Here is a 19183-nt window from a genome sequence, read left to right on the forward strand (position 1 = left end):
AACAGAACGTAAACTATTACAAAATGGCAGTAGAAGTAAAAGAATTACTTGAAGCAGGTGTACACTTCGGTCACCTTACTCGTAAGTGGGATCCAAATATGGCCCCTTACGTATATATGGAACGCAACGGTATCCATATTATTAATCTTTATAAAACAGCGGTAAAAATTGAAGAAGCAAGTGAGGCTTTAAGCAAAATCGCCAATTCAGGCCGTAAAATTTTATTCGTTGCAACAAAAAAACAAGCAAAAGATATTGTTGCTGAAAAAGCAGGCGCAATTAACATGCCTTACATCACTGAAAGATGGCCAGGTGGTATGTTAACTAACTTTGTTACTATTAGAAAAGCGGTTAAAAAAATGGCTTCTATTGATAGAATGAAGAAAGATGGTACGTTCTTAACACTATCTAAAAAAGAACGTTTACAAGTTGATCGTCTAAGAGCTAAGTTAGAGAAAAACTTAGGTTCTATAGCCGATATGACTCGTTTACCAGGAGCATTGTTTGTTGTAGACATCAAACGTGAGCATATCGCGATAAAAGAAGCTCAAAAATTAAACATTCCAATTTTTGCTATGGTAGATACCAACTCAGACCCACGTCAAGTTGATTATGTTATCCCAGCAAACGATGACGCTTCAAAATCGATTGATAAAATTTTATCTCACGTAACTACTGCTATTGCCAATGGTTTAGCAGAGCGTAAAGCTGAAAAAGATGGTTTTGAAGATTCTGATGAGTCTGAAGAAATCGTAACAAAAACAAAGTCTAAAGCTAAAACTGTCAAAGTTGCAGCCGACGAAGAAGAATAAATAACATTAATACAACATAAATAAGTCGTTTAGTTCTTTTCTTTGTTGGAAATTTATTGAACGACTTTTTAAATTAAAACATATATGGAAGCTAAAGTACAAATAACAGCAGCAGAAGTAAACAAATTAAGACAAGCAACAGGTGCTGGAATGATGGATTGCAAAAAAGCTTTAGTTGAAGCTGAAGGCGATTTTGATAAAGCGATTGATGTCTTGCGTAAAAAAGGACAAAAAGTGGCTGCAAATAGAGCAGATCGCGAATCTTCTGAAGGTGCTGCTATCGCGAAAGTAAATGCAGACAACACCGTAGGTGTAGCCATCGTATTGGGTTGCGAAACTGATTTTGTTGGTAAAAACGAAAATTTTGTAGCATTAGCAAATCAATTAGCAGATTTAGCATTTAACTACGATACTAAAGAGGCGTTCTTAGCAGCCGATTTTGGTGGTATGACCGTTGCTGAAAAATTAATTGAACAAACGGGTGTTATTGGTGAAAAATTAGACATCACCGCTTTTGAAAAATTAGAAGCACCATACGTGGGCAGTTATGTTCACATTAACAAAATTGCTGCATTAGTAGGTTTATCTGCTAACGTAAAAAATGCAGAAATCTTGTCTAAAGATGTTGCTATGCAAATAGCCTCAATGGGAGCAACAACATTATCTTACAAAGATTTTGATCCAGCTTTTATCGCATCAGAACTTGAAGCTAGAATCGCTGTTATTGAAAAAGATAATGAAGAATTAGCACGTTTAGGTAAAACATTAAAAAATGTACCTCAATACATTTCTATGGCTCAATTAACCCCTGAAGTTTTGGCTAAAGCGGAAGAAGCTGCAAAAGCTGAACTTAAAGCAGAAGGTAAACCAGAACAAATTTGGGATAGAATTTTACCAGGTAAATTAGAGCGTTTCATTTCAGATAACACGACTTTAGACCAAGAACAATGTTTATTAGATCAAAACTTTATTAAAGACGATAAAATAAATGTTGCTAAATATGTAGCGTCTTATGGAGATGTTACCATCACTGGTTTTAAACGTGTATCTTTAGGATAAGAAACGTATAGAATATATTCAAGCCACTATAAACCCTTATAGTGGCTTTTTTATTCAATTCAGTTTTATAAAAATTTATAAAATAAATTTTTTATGTAGCTTTGCTAAACTTTCAAAAGCAAAAATGAAATACAAAAGAATCCTTCTCAAGTTATCTGGTGAAGCCCTAATGGGAAATCGCCAATACGGTATAGACCCAGAGCGTTTGGCAGAATACGCCGAAGATATTAAAACCATAACAGACAAAGGCGTTGAAGTTGCTATCGTTATAGGTGGCGGTAACATATTTAGAGGTGTTTCTGGAGCCAGTAAAGGTATGGATCGTGTTCAAGGCGATCATATGGGGATGTTGGCAACCGTTATTAATGGATTAGCTCTACAAAGTGCTCTAGAAAATGCTGGTATTCAAACAAGATTACAATCTGCTATAAAAATAAATGAAGTTGCCGAACCTTTTATCCGTAGAAGAGCCATTCGCCATTTAGAAAAAGGGCGTGTTGTTATTTTTGGTGGAGGCACAGGAAACCCTTACTTCACAACAGATTCTGCGGCTGTTTTGAGAGCTATAGAAATTGAAGCGGACGTTATTTTAAAAGGTACCCGAGTGGACGGTATATACAACGCAGATCCTGAAAAAGATAGCACAGCTGTTAAATTCAACTTTATATCTTTTGATGAAGTTTTAAAAAAAGGATTAAAAGTAATGGATACAACCGCTTTTACGCTTAGCCAGGAAAACAATTTGCCTATCATAGTATTTGATATGAACAAAAAAGGAAACCTTTTAAAAGTAGTTTCTGGAGAAAAAATTGGCACAGAAGTAAACATATAATATTGCGTAATTTTTGAACAATAATTGACCATTAAAGTTTAAAACGATGAACGAGGAAACAGAATTTATATTAGACACTGCAAAAGAAGCAATGGATAATGCTATTAGACATTTAGAAAAGCAACTAGTAAATATTAGAGCAGGTAAAGCAAGCCCTGCCATGTTAGGAAGCGTACTTGTAAATTATTATGGGAATCAAACACCAATAAATCAAGTAGCCAATGTAAATACCCCAGATGGTAGAACTATTACGGTTCAACCTTGGGAAAAAAATATGCTTCAAGAAATTGAAAAAGGCATTATGTATGCCAATCTCGGCTTTAATCCTATGAATAACGGCGACACTATTATTATTAATGTACCACCTTTAACAGAAGAGCGTCGTAGAGATTTAGCCAAGCAAGCTAAAGCTGAAGCTGAAGACGCTAAAATTGGAGTTAGAAGTGCTCGTAAAGATGCTAATAACGACATAAAAAAATCTGATGATATTTCCGAGGATCTTAAAAAGAATGCAGAAATAGACATACAACAAATGACCGATAAATACGTTAAAAAAATTGACGATATGTTCGAGCTTAAAGAAAAAGAAATTATGACCGTATAAATTCTGGAAGCGACAAATTTGTCGCTTCTTTTTTATAAACTTTAGCTTACTTACACCATCCTTTAATGGCAAAATTCTGTACTCTCGCTTTTTTTTCACTATTTTCTTGGTTGATGACAGGACAATCTATGGCAGAAAGTAATTCTGAACCCATTCAGGATTCTATTAAAAAAAGACAATTTTTAAAACAATTGGGGGACGGTTATTTGCCCACCAAATACTTCAATTTTGATTTAAGATATCTTATTAAATATAATCAATATGAAGCCTTAAGAACGGGATTGGGCGGTATAACAAATGATGCTTTTTCAGAAAAATTTAGACTCAACACCTATGTGGTTTATGGATTTGGAGACCAGCGTTTCAAATATAGTTTTGGTGGGGGCTTAAGACTTTCTAAAAACACAAATACCTGGTTAAATGCATCCTATACAGACGACTTACAAGAGACTGGTAGCTCAACGTTTTTGACAGACAAACGCTTTTTCTCATTCTTTGAACCCAGATTACTAAACATCAGTTTATTTCATAAAATCATTTCTAAATCTATCTCTTTAGAGCATGAACTAAGTCCGAAAATATTAACTGAAACCCAATTTTCTTTTAATGATATAAACCCAACATATCCTTATGAGTTTGTGTTAAATGGCGATAATTATCATTCATTTAATTTAAGCATGATGAAATTAGCCATCCAATGGAGTCCGTTTAGTGATTTTGAGATGAATGATAATGGAGATGTAAAGGAAATTAAAAACGGTTATCCTAAATTCACCTTTCAATATACCAAAAGTTTTAAGGATGTTTTTAAAAGTGATTTCAATTTTTCGAAATTTGAATTTAAAGCTATTCAGCAAATAAAGCATATAAATGATAACTTTTCTGAAATCACTTTAGTCTCTGGCATCGCCAATGGTAACACGCCATTAACACATTTATATCACACTTATCCAAATAATATTAATAAAGAAAAGATTTTAAGACGCTTTTCTGTTGCAGGGACGAATAGTTTCGAAACCATGTTTTTCAATGAATTTTTTTCAGATAAATTTGCGACCCTTCAATTAAAGCATGCCATAAAACCTTTTAATATATCTGATCGTTATAAACCGCAATTAGTATTGATAACCAGGTTCGCCATTGGTGATATTGACCATGTGGAAAGACACCAAGATATAACTTTTGGTTCATTAAAAAAGGGGTATACAGAATCCGGATTTGAAATAAATAAACTGCTATTTGGTTTCGGATTGAGTTTTGCTTACAGATATGGAGCTTACCATTTACCAAACTTTGATGATAATGTGGCCTTTAAATTTACATTTAACGTAACATTCTAAATCTATTAATCGCTTAATTCATTGTTTTTTCTACCTTTGCGCAACTTTAAACTAAAGCATGTTTAAGCTTTTTACAACAAATTTTTGGGCGGTTACTGCAAGACTTATTTTACGGAATAAAATCGCCATTCTTATTGGTATTTTAATCATCACTGTTTTATTTAGTACCCAATGGAAACATATGCGCTTCACTTATACGGAAGCCAATCTATTGCCTGATGATGACCCCATTAATATTACTTACGATAATTTTTTAAAAACCTTTGGAGAAGAAGGCAATCTTATTGTCATTGGTGTTAAAGATTCTACTCTATTTACTGTTGAAAAATTAAATGCTTGGAATAATTTATCCGATAATTTCAAAAAATATGATGCTGTTGAATCGGTAATTTCAATAAAAGATCTTCAAAAACTTGTAAAAGATACTATTAATGGAAAATTTACTTTAAGTCCTTTTATAAAAGATTCTGTTTCTTCATTTAAACAAATAAAAACACTTGAAGATGAATTGTTTAACAAATATCCTTTTTATGATAATTTCTTGTTCAACAAAACAACAAAAACTGTTCGTTCTGCTATTTATTTAAAAAAAGATATTGTAAACACTTCTGCTAGAAAAGATTTTGTAATCAATATTTTATTACCAAAAATTGAAGCTTTTGAAAAGACTACCAATTTAGATGTAAGAATCTCAGGAATGCCTTATATAAGGACTCTAAATGCACAAAATATTGTTGATGAGATTGGATTGTTTATTCTAGCGGCTCTGGTAGTAACCTCCTTAATATTCTTTTTCTTTTTCAGGTCTTTTAGAGCCACATTCATCTCGCTTATAGTGGTTTGTATTGGCGTGATGTGGACATTAGGGATCATTGGGTTTTTAAATTATGAGATAACTGTTTTAACAGCTCTTATTCCACCATTAATCATAGTGATTGGTATTCCTAATTGCATCTTTTTAATTAATAAATATCAGCAAGAAGTAAAATTACATGGTAATAAAGTAAAATCATTACAGCGCGTTATTACAAAAATTGGGAATGCTACATTAATGACCAATTTAACGACTGCTTCTGGTTTTGCTACCTTTATATTAACCGAAAGCAAACTTTTAAAAGAATTTGGTACAGTAGCTTCTTTAAGTATTGTTGCTATTTTTATGCTATGCTTATTAATCATTCCTATAATATATTCATTCCTACCTTATCCAAAAGATCGTCATTTAGAACATTTAAATAAACGTTGGATTGGTGGTTTTGTTAACTGGATAGAATGGGTTGTAAAACATAGGCGTATTGCTATTTATGCCACATCTGTTATATTACTAATAGTGAGTATTATTGGTATTTATAAAATCAGGATTTCGGGTAGTCTTATTGAAGACATGCCCAAAAAAGCTGAGTTTTTTGAAGATATTCGGTTTTTCGAGCGTGAATTTAACGGTATCATGCCTCTTGAAATTATGGTAGATACCAAACAGAAAAAGGGGGTTATGAAATTGTCTACCCTGAAACGCATGAATGAGTTGGAAGATGTAATTATTGAAACACCAGAACTTTCAAAACCCATATCGGTTGTTGACTTGGTTAAGTATTCTAAACAGGCTTATTACAATGGAAATCCGCTACATTATCAGTTACCAACATCACAAGAAAGTAGCTTCATTTTATCCTATGCAAAAAACTCAACCTCAAACATTAATCTGACAAACAATTTTGTTGATAGCACGGGTCAATACGCCCGAATTACCACCTTTATGAAAGATATTGGTACCGATAAAATGGAGCGTATTGAAGAAAATCTTCAAACAAAAATAAATAAAGTATTTCCAAAAGACAGATATAATATTACTATGACTGGTAAAGCTTTGGTGTTTCAAAAAGGCACCAAATACCTGGTCAACAATTTAGTTGTTTCCCTAACACTTGCCATTTTATTAATATCCTTATTTATGGCATTCATGTTTAGGTCTTTTAAAATGATTATTGTATCGCTCATACCAAACTTGTTGCCTTTATTAATTACTGCTGGTTTGATGGGGTATTTGGGTGTTCCTATCAAGCCTTCAACCATACTAGTGTTTAGCATTGCCTTTGGTATTTCTGTAGATGATACCATTCACTTTCTTGCAAAATACAGACAAGAGTTACAGGCGAATAATTGGAAAATAAAAACATCTGTTTATGGTGCTTTACGTGAAACAGGAGTCAGTATGTTTTATACATCAATTGTTTTGTTTTTTGGTTTTTCAGTATTCACTATTTCAAGTTTTGGTGGCACTGTTGCTTTAGGTGCTTTGGTTTCTGCAACCTTATTATTTGCTATGCTATCAAACTTAATTCTTTTACCTTCTCTTTTATTGTCTTTGGAAAGAAGCATCGCCAACAAAGAAGTACTGAAAGAGCCAGCCATTAACATTATTCCAGAAGATGATGATGAAGATGTAGATGATGACAATTCAAACTTTTAATTAGAAATCCTATTCTTTTAAGTTTATTATTTTAATTCGTTTTTCAGGCACACTTAATTAAAACCCAAAAGTCTTTTTTATATTTACGTTTAAATTTTATATACATGCAAATACGTACTGTTTCAGAATTATTATCGCAAAAAATCGCGAATCCAGAAGTTGATATTAAAGGATGGGTAAGAACCTTTAGGGCTAATAGATTTATCGCTTTAAATGATGGTTCTACCCTAAATAATATTCAATGTGTTGTTGACTTTGAAAACACCGATGAAAGCATTTTAAAGCGCATTACAACGGGTGCTGCGATTCATATTAAAGGTGATTTGGTTGAAAGTCTTGGAAAAGGACAAAGTGTAGAAATTAATGTGAAGCATATTGAAATTTTGGGAGATTCAGATCCTGAAACCTACCCTATTCAACCTAAAAAACACTCCTTCGAATTTTTAAGAGAAAATGCCCATTTACGCACCCGAACCAATACATTTAGTGCGGTGATGCGTTTGCGTTCTGCCCTGTCTTTTGCCATTCACAAGTATTTTAATGAGAATGGATTTTACTACATGCATGCACCTATTATTACAGGCAGTGATGCCGAAGGGGCTGGAGAAATGTTCAGGGTAAGCAGTTTAGATGGCAAGAACCCGCCTTTAACGGAAAACGGACAGATAGATTATTCAAAAGATTTTTTTGGAAAAGAAACAAATTTGACAGTATCGGGACAATTAGAAGCAGAAACTTATGCCATGTCTTTAGGAAAGGTATATACTTTCGGACCAACATTTAGAGCCGAAAACTCAAATACATCTAGACATCTTGCCGAATTTTGGATGATTGAGCCTGAAGTCGCTTTTATGGATTTGGCGGGCAACATGGATTTAGCAGAAAGTTTTTTAAAATCTGTTATAAAATATATTTTGGCCAATAACCGGGAAGATTTAGACTTTTTAAATCAGAGACTTTTAGATGAGGAAAAAACCAAGCCTCAAGCCGAAAGAAGTGACATGAGTTTAATTGAAAAGTTAAACTTTGTAACAGAAAATAACTTTACGCGTTTAAGTTATACAGAAGCTATCGATATTTTACGAGACAGCACACCAAATAAGAAAAAGAAATTTAAGTACATAATTGAAGATTGGGGCGCCGATTTACAAAGTGAACATGAGCGTTTTCTAGTTGAAAAACACTTTAAATGTCCAGTAATACTATATGATTATCCTGCAAATATTAAAGCATTCTATATGCGTTTAAATGATGACGGTAAAACAGTGCGGGCAATGGATATTTTATTTCCAGGTATAGGCGAAATTGTTGGTGGAGCTCAACGTGAAGAACGTTTAGATGTCCTTAAGAAAAAAATGGCAGCCATCCATATTCCTGAAGAAGATTTATGGTGGTATCTAGATTTACGCAAATATGGAACTGCAGTCCACTCAGGTTTTGGGTTAGGCTTCGAACGTTTGGTTATGTTCGCTACCGGAATGAGCAATATTAGAGACGTTATACCGTTTCCTAGAACACCACAGAATGCAGAATTTTAATATTATTCTTAAGATAATAGTTTTTTTAAAACCATATTGTTAGTATAATTTTTATATTTTTATCTGAAACCAAATCATACAAATGCTTAAACAACATTTACAATTCAAATTATCCCAAAAACTTTCTCCACAGCAAATTCAGTTAATGAAATTGATTCAGTTGCCTACTCAGGCATTTGAACAACGATTAAAACAAGAATTGGAAGAAAATCCAGCGCTAGAAGGTGGTAAAGAAGACATTGAAAATGATTATGACGCCGATTTGGACAATACTACAGACGATTATGATGATAGTGAAAAGATAGGTAATGATGAAATTAATGTAGACGAATATTTAAGTGATGATGAAATACCAGATTATAGAACCCAAGTAAATAATTATAGTAGTGATGATGAAGAAAAAACCATGCCCTATGCAGCAGGGACCTCTTTTACTCAACATTTAATCAGTCAATTAAATACTTATAGATTAACTGACGAAGAATATAATATTGCAGAGTTTTTGGTTGGTAATGTAGATGAAAGTGGGTATATAAGAAGGTCTGTAACAGATATTATGGACGATTTAGCATTTACTCAAAACGTCTACACCACCGAAGACAACATTGAACATGTTTTAAAAATGGTGCATCAATTAGACCCTGCTGGTGTTGGTGCGCGCAACCTACAAGAATGTTTAAGCATTCAGCTACATAGAAAAGAAAAGAATCCAGATGTCGAATTAGCTATTGATATTATAGATAACGCTTTCGATCAATTCACTAAAAAACATTATGATAAGCTCATACAGAAATTTGATATTAGTGAACTTCAACTAAAAGATGCTATTAGGGAAATTGAACATTTAAACCCTAAACCGGGTGGGTCTTACTCGGGCAATAATAGAATTGTAGAACATGTGGTACCTGATTTTGCTATAAAAATTGTTGATGGCGAACTGGAATTAACACTTAACGGGAGAAATGCTCCAGAACTTCATGTGTCTAGGGAATATAATGATATGCTAAAGGGCTACAAAGATTCTAAAGATAAATCGAATTCCCAAAAGGATGCTGTTATATTCATAAAGCAAAAATTAGATGCCGCCAAATGGTTTATTGAGGCAATAAAACAACGCCAACAGACCTTATTCATTACTATGAGTGCCATCATGCACTACCAAGAAGAATACTTTTTAACAGGCGATGAACGTAACTTAAAACCTATGATTCTTAAAGATATTGCAGACGAAATCTCTATGGATGTTTCAACGGTTTCCAGGGTTGCCAATAGCAAATATGTAGATACGCCTTATGGCACTAAACTCATTAAGGATTTCTTCTCTGAATCAATGAAAAATGACCAAGGAGAAGATGTTTCAACAAGGGAAATTAAAAAAATTCTAGAAACAGTTATAGAAGAAGAAGATAAAAGAAAACCTTTAACTGATGATACCTTAGCTTCCATTTTAAAAGATAAAGGTTACCCAATTGCCAGACGCACCGTTGCTAAATACAGAGAACAATTAGACATTCCTGTGGCACGATTACGAAAAAAGATATGATAAACCGTATCTTACACAGTATCTCGTATATATTCCACCCTTTGTTAATGCCTTTAATAGGGGTTATTTTTTATTTTAAAATAAGTCCAAAATACTTACCTCAAGACATTATTTATGCCAAAATAATATCACTTCTTATCTTAACCATTGTTTTACCCATTTTACTTTATTTTTTATTAAAAACTTTAGGTAAAGTAAATTCGATAGAACTTGAAACAACCAAAGAACGTATTATACCTTTGTCTATTAATTGCCTTGTTATTCTATTAGTTCTACAACGGGTTATAAGTAATCATCAAATTACTGAACTTTATTATTTCTTTTTGGGAATATTAATATCAACTCTCACGTGTTTGGTTCTTGCTATCGTTAAATTTAAAGCTAGCATCCACATGATTGGTGTATCTGGATTATTTATGTTTTTCATTGCTTTAAGTATACACTTCAGCATTAATATTAATGGTTTATTAGCTTTAATGAGTATTGTTATCGGTGCCATTGCAACTTCTAGACTACACATTAATGCTCACACCTATAAAGAACTCATTTTAGGTTTTTTTGTCGGTTTGATACCTCAATTAATGCTTATTAATTATTGGCTATAAAACATAAAACATCAATCCTATTTTTATGGCATTCATATCAATAGACTCTCCATTTAATTTCGCATCATTGGAAAAAATTGGGTTTAAGGCATAATATAAGTATAAATTCCACGTATTATAACCCATGCTTACTGTTAATCCATATTGGAACTTATTAAAGTCTTCGATATTAGTGTATTTAAAACTTCCTAAATCTCCTTTAAACTTGGCAGTATTAGCAAACACATAGCCTATTTTAAAACCTGCGTAAATACGCCAAAAGTTATAGTCTGTAGGAGTTGATGTTCTCCATCTAAACTCAATGGGAAGTTCCATTAAATGCTGGGAAAATTTATTTTTGGAAAATGACATGTTATTATTATCAATAAGACTATAGTTGATATGTCCCATATCATCTTTCATGATAAGCAAATTTTCATTAAATGAATTAGAAGAATACCCTAATCCAATGCCTATAGCAATATCTCTATCTTTATTTAGGGGAATATCCTTTATAAATCCTGCATGAAATCCTAAAGAAAACCCATTTTGGGATAGGTTTTTTGGTATATTTCCAATTAAATTATAAGTAATCCCAGCATAAAACTGATCTTCCTTATACAAAGAATCTACAGTCTTAGTAATTGTTTCTTGAGCTTCAATGAAACCGAAAAAAATAACACCTATTAAAACTAAATACCCTTTCATCTATAATAACCTATTACTTAATAACAACATACCATTTTTTAATAGCAAATATACAATTTTACACCTGTCAAAATATTAAGCATAAAAAAAGGCACCCTTTTAGGAATGCCTTTTTTTATGCTTAATATAAAATTGTATTAATTTTCATTTGCCGACACATCACCTGTTCCTGTTGTATAGTTTATTTTTAAAGCATTAGCTTTTCTCAATTCTTGCTTTACATCTCCAACGATACCCATGTTAGACTTTTTATCAACTTTTAAAGAGACTGTTAAGTAAGGAATAAGCTCTTCTCTCAAAGCAGATCTCTCTTGGTTTATAAAAGGCACTATTTCATCTACATCAGCAAAATCATCATTCAACTGAATTCTTGCTTCTGTACCAAATTTAGAAGCATAGTTTTCGCTAGGCTTACCAATATAGATATAACTTATTGGATTCTTCTTGTCTAGTTTCTCTACTTGGTTTGCTACTGGTAACGTATTTGCTATTTTAAGAGTATTTTCTCTCATTACTGTAGCCACCATGAAGAAGAATAACAACATGAATACAATATCAGGCAAAGCTGCTGTATTTACTGGAGGTAATTCTCCATCCTTTTTTTTATTAAATTTAGCCATAATTGTTATTTTTTCTAGATAAAATTATTATTGAACTTCAGATAATTTTTGGGGAATCTCCTTTTGTATCTGATCAATAACTTCTTTTAACTTAGTTTTATTGCCACTCCATCTCACATCATCATATTTAGCCTGCATTTCAATAAAGTTCATGTTAGGAAATCCTTTTTGAGAACCTATTTCTAGGGCCCTTCTGTTTCTTAAATCATTATAGGCTGCTACCAATTCATTTTGAACTGATATATACTTAGCATAAGAGGTTTCTCTTTCATTCTTTAAAGATATAACCGCTTTATCTGGATTATCAGAAGAAGTTGGATCTTTTTTACCTTTACAAAAGCTACAAGTTCCATCGCCATTATTATCCAAAAATTCAACAGCAGCTGCTCTTAAATCTTTAACCTCCATAAGTTCATCTTCTACTAACAATTGATCTTTACCATTCAGTGATACTGCAAAGATATTTTTCTCCTTGATGATAGGTGGTTTTTGATCATTAGGATCAATTGGAGGCAGTTTCCTGCTTATCCCTGAATCTTTAGGAATGGTTGTTGTAACTAAGAAAAATATTAATAATAAGAAGGCAATGTCGGCCATTGAGCCTGCATTAACTTCTGGTGCTGCTCTTTTTGCCATAATTATTTAGATATTTTTTTAAATCCAGAAAAGATCATGGAAGCAATAGCCAAAAAGCCTAATATGTAAAATGCAATTAATCCTGCACCCACATTTTTTGATACGGCTTCTGTAATTCCTAATCCTTTACTATTAAATGGTGTTAAGTCTAAATCAGTACCAGATGATAAGATATATGATATAAGAATGATTGCTACAAATGCCCCAACGGACATTAATGTCTTTTTAATATCTCCAGAAAACAATCCTTTTATTACATATATTAAAACTAGCACTAGTACAATTGCTAAAATCACATAAGCAACTATTAACATATTACCACTCATACTTTTTGCTGTATCTTCATCTGAAGCTGCTATAATTACTAATGCAAATGCTGCACCAATAACGCTAAGGATGATAGCTAAAATTTTGAATATTTTATGTAAATTCATAATTTTTTTTATTGTTTAATTATTACTTCTTTTGTCTGATTAACAAATCCATTAACGTAATAGAAGCATCTTCCATGTCGTTAACAATGCTATCAATTTTTGCAATGATGTAATTGTAAAATATTTGAAGTATAATAGCAACAATAAGACCAAATACAGTCGTTAAAAGGGCAATTTTAATACCTCCTGCTACTAAGGCTGGGTTCATATCTCCTGCCGCCTCAATTTTATCGAATGCATCAATCATCCCGATTACTGTACCCATGAATCCAAGCATAGGAGCTAATGCGATGAATAATGAAATCCAAGACACATTTTTCTCTAATTGTCCCATTTGCACACCACCATAAGCTACCACAGCTTTTTCAGCAGCTTCGATACTTTCATCTGTTCTATCTAAACCTTGGTAGAAAATAGAAGCGATAGGTCCTTTTGTATTTCTACAAACTTCTTTTGCTGCTTCAACACCACCTGAGGCCAATGCATCTTCTACATCTTGAGTTAATTTTTTTGTGTTTGTCGTAGAAAGATTTAAAAAGATAATTCTCTCTATAGCAATCGCTAAACCAAGAATTAAACATAATAATACAATTCCCATAAAGGCTGGGCCACCTTCAATAAACCTTTTCTTTAATTCTTGATGAAATCCCAGCTCTTCAGCTACAGGAGCTTCATCTTGTGTTGCACTAGCTACAGTGGTTACGGCTGTAGTTGTAGTTGCATTGGCATTAACAGTTCCAAAAGCCATTATTCCTGATATGGCAAGGATAGAAAATAATCTTTTCATGTTCAAATCTTAAATTTATTAGTTAAAGTGTTAAAGATATAAAAAAATATAATTAAAAAATAAAAATATCAGCAGAGAGGAAGGGATTCGAACCCTCGATACGCTTTTGGCGTATACACACTTTCCAGGCGTGCGCCTTCGACCACTCGGCCACCTCTCTTTATTCTGTATTTTTATTTAGGCAAGCAAATAACAAAAAAATTGTTACATGTTAAAACTTTAAAAGTTAATTTTACAACATTTCTCCACGTAAAGACATTTCATACTTTGTTTTGAAGTCTTTATAAGAAATTTCACCATTAAGCATATACATAAGTTTACAAATAGCAGACTCGGTAGTCATGTCTTTTCCCGAAATGACACCTATTTCTTTTAGTTGACTACTAGTTTCATAATGTCCCATATTAACAGTCCCACCAATACATTGAGTAATATTAATAATATGTATGCCTTTTAAAATGGTTTCTCTTAATAAATTAATGAACCAAACATCGGTTATACAATTACCCGCTCCAAAAGTTTCGATAATTACTCCTTTTAAACCAGAGGTGTTTAATATGGATGTCATCACAGCTTCTGTTATTCCAGGAAATAATTTGATTAAAGCGATATTAGTATGTAATGTTTTATGAACTTTCAAAGGTTTGATGAAATTAGGCTTCCATAAATATTGTTCGTTAACCTTTAAATGAACTCCAGATTCTGCTAACTCAGGGTAATTTGATGATGCAAAAGCTTCAAAATTTTCTGCATTGACTTTTGTTGTTCTATTAGCCCTATACAATTTATATTCAAAGTACAAACACACTTCTGTGATTATTGGTTTTTCCTCTTTTTGTAATGATGCCAATTGAACGGCCGTTATTAAATTTTCTTTAGCATCCGTTCTTAAATCTCCAATGGGCAATTGAGAGCCAGTAAAAATAACTGGTTTAGCTAAATTTTCTAACATAAAGCTTAGTGCTGACGAGGTATAACTCATGGTGTCACTTCCATGTAGTATCACAAAGCCATCAAAAGATTCATAACGAGATTCTATTATTTCTGCAATTTGAATCCAATAAGCAGGATTCATATTACTTGAATCTATGGGTTCTTTAAATGAAAAAGCATCTATATTACATTCTAATTGCTGTAATTCTGGAATTTTATCCAACAGATTTTTAAAATCAAAAACTCTCAAAGATTTCGTTTTAGAGTCTCGTATCATTCCAATTGTACCCCCAGTATATATTAATAATATGTTTGGTTTGGTTTGATTCATATTTTATATTTTAAAAATGTCTTTAGAGTTTTGGGTTGTAATGCCTGCAATGTCTTCAATGGATACCTTATAAATATCTGCTAATTTCTCTAGCACTTTATTAATATATACACTTTCGTTTCTTTTACCTCTAAATGGAACGGGAGCTAAATAAGGAGCATCTGTTTCTAAAACAATATGCTTTAAATCAATTTCATTTAAAAACTGATCTATTTTACCGTTTTTAAATGTAACCACGCCACCTATTCCTAATTTCATGTTATAGGAAATTGCTTTCTCTGCTTGTTCTAGTGTTCCTGTAAAGCAGTGGAAAATCCCGAATAAATGATCGCTTTTTTCTTCTTCTAAAATTTCAAATATTTCATTAAAGGCTTCTCGACAGTGAATAACTATTGGTAATTTATGTTTTTTGGCTAAGGCAATTTGAAATTTAAAGGCATCTTGTTGAATTTTTAAAGTTGATTTGTCCCAATATAAATCAATACCAATTTCACCAACTGCATAAAATGGTCTTTTATTCAACATGTCTTCTACATGATTCAGTTCCTCTTTATAATTGTCTTTTACATGAGTGGGATGCAAACCCATCATTAAAAAAATATTTTCTGGATATTCTTTTTCAACATTAATCATTGCTTCTGTATAAGTAGAATCAATTGCTGGAACAAAAAACCGGGAAACACCCTGCTCAATCGCCCGACTAATCATCTCGTTTCTGTCTTCATCAAAGGCTTCACTATATAAATGGGTATGTGTATCTGTAATAATCATGCTGTAAAAATAGAAAAGTCACCTTTAAAAAGTGACTTCTTCATTGGTATTTTATAATAGAATGCTTTTAGTCCAATTTATTAATAAGGTTTTTAACTTGTTTATAATTATCTGCATCTTCCGGTATGGTTTTTAAAATGTCCAAACATGCTGCATATTGTTTTTGTTTTAATTTACTTAATGCTAAATACCATGTGGCTTTATTTTTGTAAACCGACTGACCCTCTTGCAGATTAAAAAGTAAGGCGTCTGCGGTTTCAAAATGGTTCAATTCAATATTGGCTATAGCTCTGTAAAGTTTTAATTCAGAATTATCTTTATCAACTTTCAATAATTTGCTGAAAGCATCTTCAGCCTTGGCAAAATCCTTGTTATTAAAAGCATTTTCAGCCGTTTTTAATAAGGCATCTTGCTCACCTCTTACTGTTAAACTTATGGTATCATAATGGGCAAAATCAGCATAAGACGGGTTTGAAAACTGATTGAACATAAAAATACCTAAAAACAGAACAACACAGGCTGCCATAGCATATTTGTAGAAATGATACGTGTTTTTTGATCCTTCAATTTTTACAGAATCTTTATTTTTATCAAAATATACCTTTGAAATCTTTTGAAGATTTGCTTTAAATGCTTTTGAAGCGTCTTCATTTTCAAATGTATGCTCTAAATAAGAAGATAGTTCTTTATAAGTATTAAAGCTTTCTTTGAACTTTGAATCCTCTTCTAATCGAATTTCAAAAGTTTTTTTCTCTTCTTCAGAAACATCTCCTAAAAGGTAGTTTTCAAACAATATATAATCTTGATCGGTCATGGCAGTTAATTATTAAGTAGGTTAAATTTTGGCGACTCTTGAACCAGCTCAGTCAATTTTCCAATACATAAAGATTTCTTTTTTCTAGCATAAGCGTATGTAACACCTAAACTAGCAGCCACTTCTTCCATCGATTTTATTTTAAAAGTTGCTGTTAATAATTCTTTACAAGCATTGCCTAGTTTGTTGAACATTTCTGTAAATAGTTCTTGTTTTTCACCAAATACATCTGTTTCAAAAGCCAGTTGTTGAGCTTCGTCATCTTTATATAAAACCTCTTCGTTAATTGTTACCTCTTTATTAGAAGATTTTTTTAGTTTATTTAACCACTTGCGTTTGCATAATAAAAAGAAATAGGCATCAAACGGGCAGGTTAATTCCAACTTCTTTTCACTTGCTTGATTATATATAGTTAGCAAAGTATCTTGAATAATATCCTGGGCTTCATCAACACTTCCGCTATTCTGCTTAATATAATTAATAACCTTAGGCACAAACTTATCATAAATGGCCTGTATAATAAAGGAGTTGTTTTGTAGCAATCCATCTATATATTTCTGGTCTTCATGTAATTTTTTTTCGCTCATTACCCCTTGTATTTACTGCTAATGTAAAAAAACTTTAAAATAAATGGGTAACAAATTTTAAATGGTTTTGATATAAGGGTGTAACAACAAAAATTACAAAAACGAAAAATTTAATAAATCATAAAATTTAGAAATCATGAAGAAATCAATTCTAATTATCGGAACCGCAGTGTTATCAATATTCAACTTAAATGCTGCAAATGAAAAAAAACATTTCAACCCTGCAAATGAAGTTGCAACTATTACAAAAGATAATATTGCCCATGTATTTGAATGGAAAGTTGAAACAAACAAATCAACCTACTCAGGAACGTCTCTTACGCTTGAAAGAGCCAAAGAAATGATTGCTTTATCCAGCTCAGGCGAAATTATTACAGGAATACAAGTCACAAGTTATTTTGTTTTAAAAAGTGAAGTGAACATAAAAAGAAATTATTTCTGGGAAGTTGAAACAGCTTCTGGATTTGCAAAAGGCTATGCCTCTTCTGAAGATTATGCCAATAAAATGATTGCCCTTGTAGCCTCTGGCGATGCTGTAGTTTCAAAAATAATATTCAGCCAGCCTCAACAATAAAAAAACTACGAATAACAGGGTAACAAAATAGTTACCCTGTTTATATAACAATGAACAACAATTTAAAACCAATTTATCATGAAAATTACAAAACACTTTCACGTACCGTTTAACAATTTAAACAGCGTGAGCAAAAATTTAAAACACATTTTAGGAACTCTTTTATTAACGGTTTTATTATTTACTAGCTGTAGCAAATCGGATGTAAAAGACGACGATTGCGATGGTTTATGCTCTGTAGCAACTGCAGAAGAATTTAATGCCATTAGAGAACAATCTCTGGCAGACTTAACTCAAACTTTTCAATTTAATGCCGAAGATAGCTATGTAAGTTTAACATCAGATAAAGGTGTAACCATAAATATCAACCCAGCGTGCTTGACCTTAAATGGAAACGCGGTAACTGGAACAGTAGATTTAGAATTTGTAGAATTGTTCGATAAAGGGAACATGCTTGTCACTAACAAACCAACTATGGGAAGACTACCTAATGGTGATAAAGCTCTTTTAATCTCTGGAGGTGAGTTTTTTGTACAGGCTACCCAAAATGGTGAGACTCTAGAAACTACCTGCGATATCCAATTAGGAATACCCGTTGGTTTAACAGGTGGGGTGGATAATGAAATGACTCTTTGGACTGGGACTATTGATGAAGATGGAAATCTGGCTTGGACTGAAGATAAACGCGACAATACAAACGGTCAAGGTGGTGTTTTTGCAGAAGGCAACCAGTATTATGCCTTTTTGGGAGACTTTGGCTGGTCGAACGTAGATAGATTTTACAATGACCCACGCTCAAAAACCACTATTCTAGTAGGTGTTCCAGAAGGTTATGACAACACAAATTGTTCCATATTTTTGTCTTACGACGGCGAAAATACGGGTTTAGCAAATTTAGATACTTACAATGCAGGAACAGGACTGTTTAGTGAACACTACGGCCAAATTCCAATAGGTTTAGAATGTCATATCATTTTTGTAACCGAATACAATGGAGACTGGAAATATGCCATAAAAGCGGTAACCATTGCAGACAATGATATATACACATTTACCGAAGGTGAAACAGCCTTAGCAACCGAAGCAGAACTTAAAACGATTATAAATGGTTTACCATAAATAATCTACGATGTTATTACCTACTTAAAAGTTATGGTTTCCTAAAATCCTTAACCTGCTTTTTATCCCAGAAACCGTGGTTTCTGG

At 32.5% G+C, this 19183-nt stretch carries 20 protein-coding genes and 1 tRNA gene; 11 read left to right on the plus strand and 10 right to left on the minus strand.

Annotated elements, in window-relative coordinates:
- Positions 1 to 23: 23 nt before the first annotated feature.
- From rpsB to DKT72_RS05435, 9 genes are all read left to right on the plus strand, one after another.
- Entirely contained in the window at positions 24 to 812 is a 789-nt protein-coding gene (gene rpsB, locus DKT72_RS05395) for a 30S ribosomal protein S2 (RefSeq protein WP_111307709.1), read from the plus strand.
- 84 nt (positions 813 to 896) lie between these two features.
- On the plus strand, positions 897 to 1871 hold the full coding sequence (gene tsf, locus DKT72_RS05400) for a translation elongation factor Ts (RefSeq protein WP_111307710.1): 975 nt from the start codon (positions 897 to 899) through the stop codon (positions 1869 to 1871).
- Positions 1872 to 1995: 124 nt separating this feature from the next.
- Positions 1996 to 2703 (plus strand): UMP kinase, encoded by a 708-nt coding sequence (gene pyrH, locus DKT72_RS05405; RefSeq protein ID WP_111307711.1) that lies wholly within the window; start codon positions 1996 to 1998, stop codon positions 2701 to 2703.
- 46 nt (positions 2704 to 2749) lie between these two features.
- Positions 2750 to 3307 carry a ribosome recycling factor gene (frr, locus tag DKT72_RS05410; protein ID WP_111307712.1) on the plus strand — a complete coding sequence of 186 codons (558 nt, stop codon included), beginning with the start codon at positions 2750 to 2752 and terminating at the stop codon, positions 3305 to 3307.
- Between the two features lie 65 nt (positions 3308 to 3372).
- The gene (locus DKT72_RS05415) at positions 3373 to 4647 is read left to right on the plus strand and encodes a DUF5686 family C-terminal domain-containing protein (protein ID WP_111307713.1); all 1275 of its coding nucleotides are present in this window, start codon (positions 3373 to 3375) and stop codon (positions 4645 to 4647) included.
- 58 nt (positions 4648 to 4705) lie between these two features.
- A complete protein-coding gene (locus tag DKT72_RS05420; protein WP_111307714.1) occupies positions 4706 to 7117 on the plus strand; it encodes an efflux RND transporter permease subunit in 2412 nt (803 codons plus the stop codon).
- Between the two features lie 104 nt (positions 7118 to 7221).
- Positions 7222 to 8655, plus strand: a complete 1434-nt coding sequence (asnS, locus tag DKT72_RS05425) for an asparagine--tRNA ligase (RefSeq protein WP_111307715.1) — start codon at positions 7222 to 7224, stop codon at positions 8653 to 8655.
- Positions 8656 to 8737: 82 nt separating this feature from the next.
- On the plus strand, positions 8738 to 10198 hold the full coding sequence (gene rpoN, locus DKT72_RS05430) for an RNA polymerase factor sigma-54 (protein WP_111307716.1): 1461 nt from the start codon (positions 8738 to 8740) through the stop codon (positions 10196 to 10198).
- A gap of 47 nt (positions 10199 to 10245) precedes the next feature.
- Positions 10246 to 10803 (plus strand): hypothetical protein, encoded by a 558-nt coding sequence (locus DKT72_RS05435; protein WP_235841622.1) that lies wholly within the window; start codon positions 10246 to 10248, stop codon positions 10801 to 10803.
- On the opposite strand, the gene DKT72_RS05440 is transcribed toward DKT72_RS05435, so the two are convergent.
- The 10 genes from DKT72_RS05440 to DKT72_RS05485 form a co-directional block, all read right to left on the minus strand.
- A complete protein-coding gene (locus tag DKT72_RS05440; protein WP_111307718.1) occupies positions 10798 to 11490 on the minus strand; it encodes a porin family protein in 693 nt (230 codons plus the stop codon). The genes DKT72_RS05435 and DKT72_RS05440 overlap by 6 nt on opposite strands.
- 137 nt (positions 11491 to 11627) lie before the next feature.
- Complete coding sequence (locus DKT72_RS05445) at positions 11628 to 12110, minus strand: ExbD/TolR family protein (RefSeq protein WP_111307719.1); 483 nt, start codon at positions 12108 to 12110, stop codon at positions 11628 to 11630.
- A 27-nt stretch (positions 12111 to 12137) separates the two neighbouring features.
- The gene (locus tag DKT72_RS05450; protein WP_111307720.1) at positions 12138 to 12746 is read right to left on the minus strand and encodes an ExbD/TolR family protein; all 609 of its coding nucleotides are present in this window, start codon (positions 12744 to 12746) and stop codon (positions 12138 to 12140) included.
- A gap of 2 nt (positions 12747 to 12748) precedes the next feature.
- Positions 12749 to 13180: a hypothetical protein gene (locus DKT72_RS05455; protein ID WP_111307721.1), complete on the minus strand. Its 432-nt coding sequence runs from the start codon at positions 13178 to 13180 to the stop codon at positions 12749 to 12751.
- Between the two features lie 22 nt (positions 13181 to 13202).
- Positions 13203 to 13967 (minus strand): MotA/TolQ/ExbB proton channel family protein, encoded by a 765-nt coding sequence (locus DKT72_RS05460; RefSeq protein ID WP_111307722.1) that lies wholly within the window; start codon positions 13965 to 13967, stop codon positions 13203 to 13205.
- A 72-nt stretch (positions 13968 to 14039) separates the two neighbouring features.
- Positions 14040 to 14127: transfer RNA gene (locus DKT72_RS05465), tRNA-Ser, on the minus strand.
- A 72-nt stretch (positions 14128 to 14199) separates the two neighbouring features.
- Positions 14200 to 15231: an asparaginase gene (locus DKT72_RS05470; RefSeq protein WP_111307723.1), complete on the minus strand. Its 1032-nt coding sequence runs from the start codon at positions 15229 to 15231 to the stop codon at positions 14200 to 14202.
- A 3-nt stretch (positions 15232 to 15234) separates the two neighbouring features.
- Complete coding sequence (locus tag DKT72_RS05475; RefSeq protein WP_111307724.1) at positions 15235 to 16002, minus strand: TatD family hydrolase; 768 nt, start codon at positions 16000 to 16002, stop codon at positions 15235 to 15237.
- 67 nt (positions 16003 to 16069) lie between these two features.
- Complete coding sequence (locus tag DKT72_RS05480) at positions 16070 to 16816, minus strand: tetratricopeptide repeat protein (protein ID WP_111307725.1); 747 nt, start codon at positions 16814 to 16816, stop codon at positions 16070 to 16072.
- Positions 16817 to 16821: 5 nt separating this feature from the next.
- On the minus strand, positions 16822 to 17403 hold the full coding sequence (locus tag DKT72_RS05485) for an RNA polymerase sigma factor (RefSeq protein ID WP_111307726.1): 582 nt from the start codon (positions 17401 to 17403) through the stop codon (positions 16822 to 16824).
- A gap of 136 nt (positions 17404 to 17539) precedes the next feature.
- Here DKT72_RS05485 and DKT72_RS05490 point away from each other — a divergent pair, with 136 nt between their 5' ends.
- Both DKT72_RS05490 and DKT72_RS05495 read left to right on the plus strand, forming a co-directional pair.
- A complete protein-coding gene (locus DKT72_RS05490) occupies positions 17540 to 17977 on the plus strand; it encodes a hypothetical protein (protein ID WP_111307727.1) in 438 nt (145 codons plus the stop codon).
- Positions 17978 to 18055: 78 nt separating this feature from the next.
- Entirely contained in the window at positions 18056 to 19096 is a 1041-nt protein-coding gene (locus DKT72_RS05495) for a hypothetical protein (RefSeq protein WP_111307728.1), read from the plus strand.
- Positions 19097 to 19183: the final 87 nt, after the last annotated feature.

This window comes from Confluentibacter sediminis (genome assembly GCF_003258355.1).
Classification (GTDB): Bacteria; Bacteroidota; Bacteroidia; order Flavobacteriales; family Flavobacteriaceae; genus Confluentibacter; species Confluentibacter sediminis.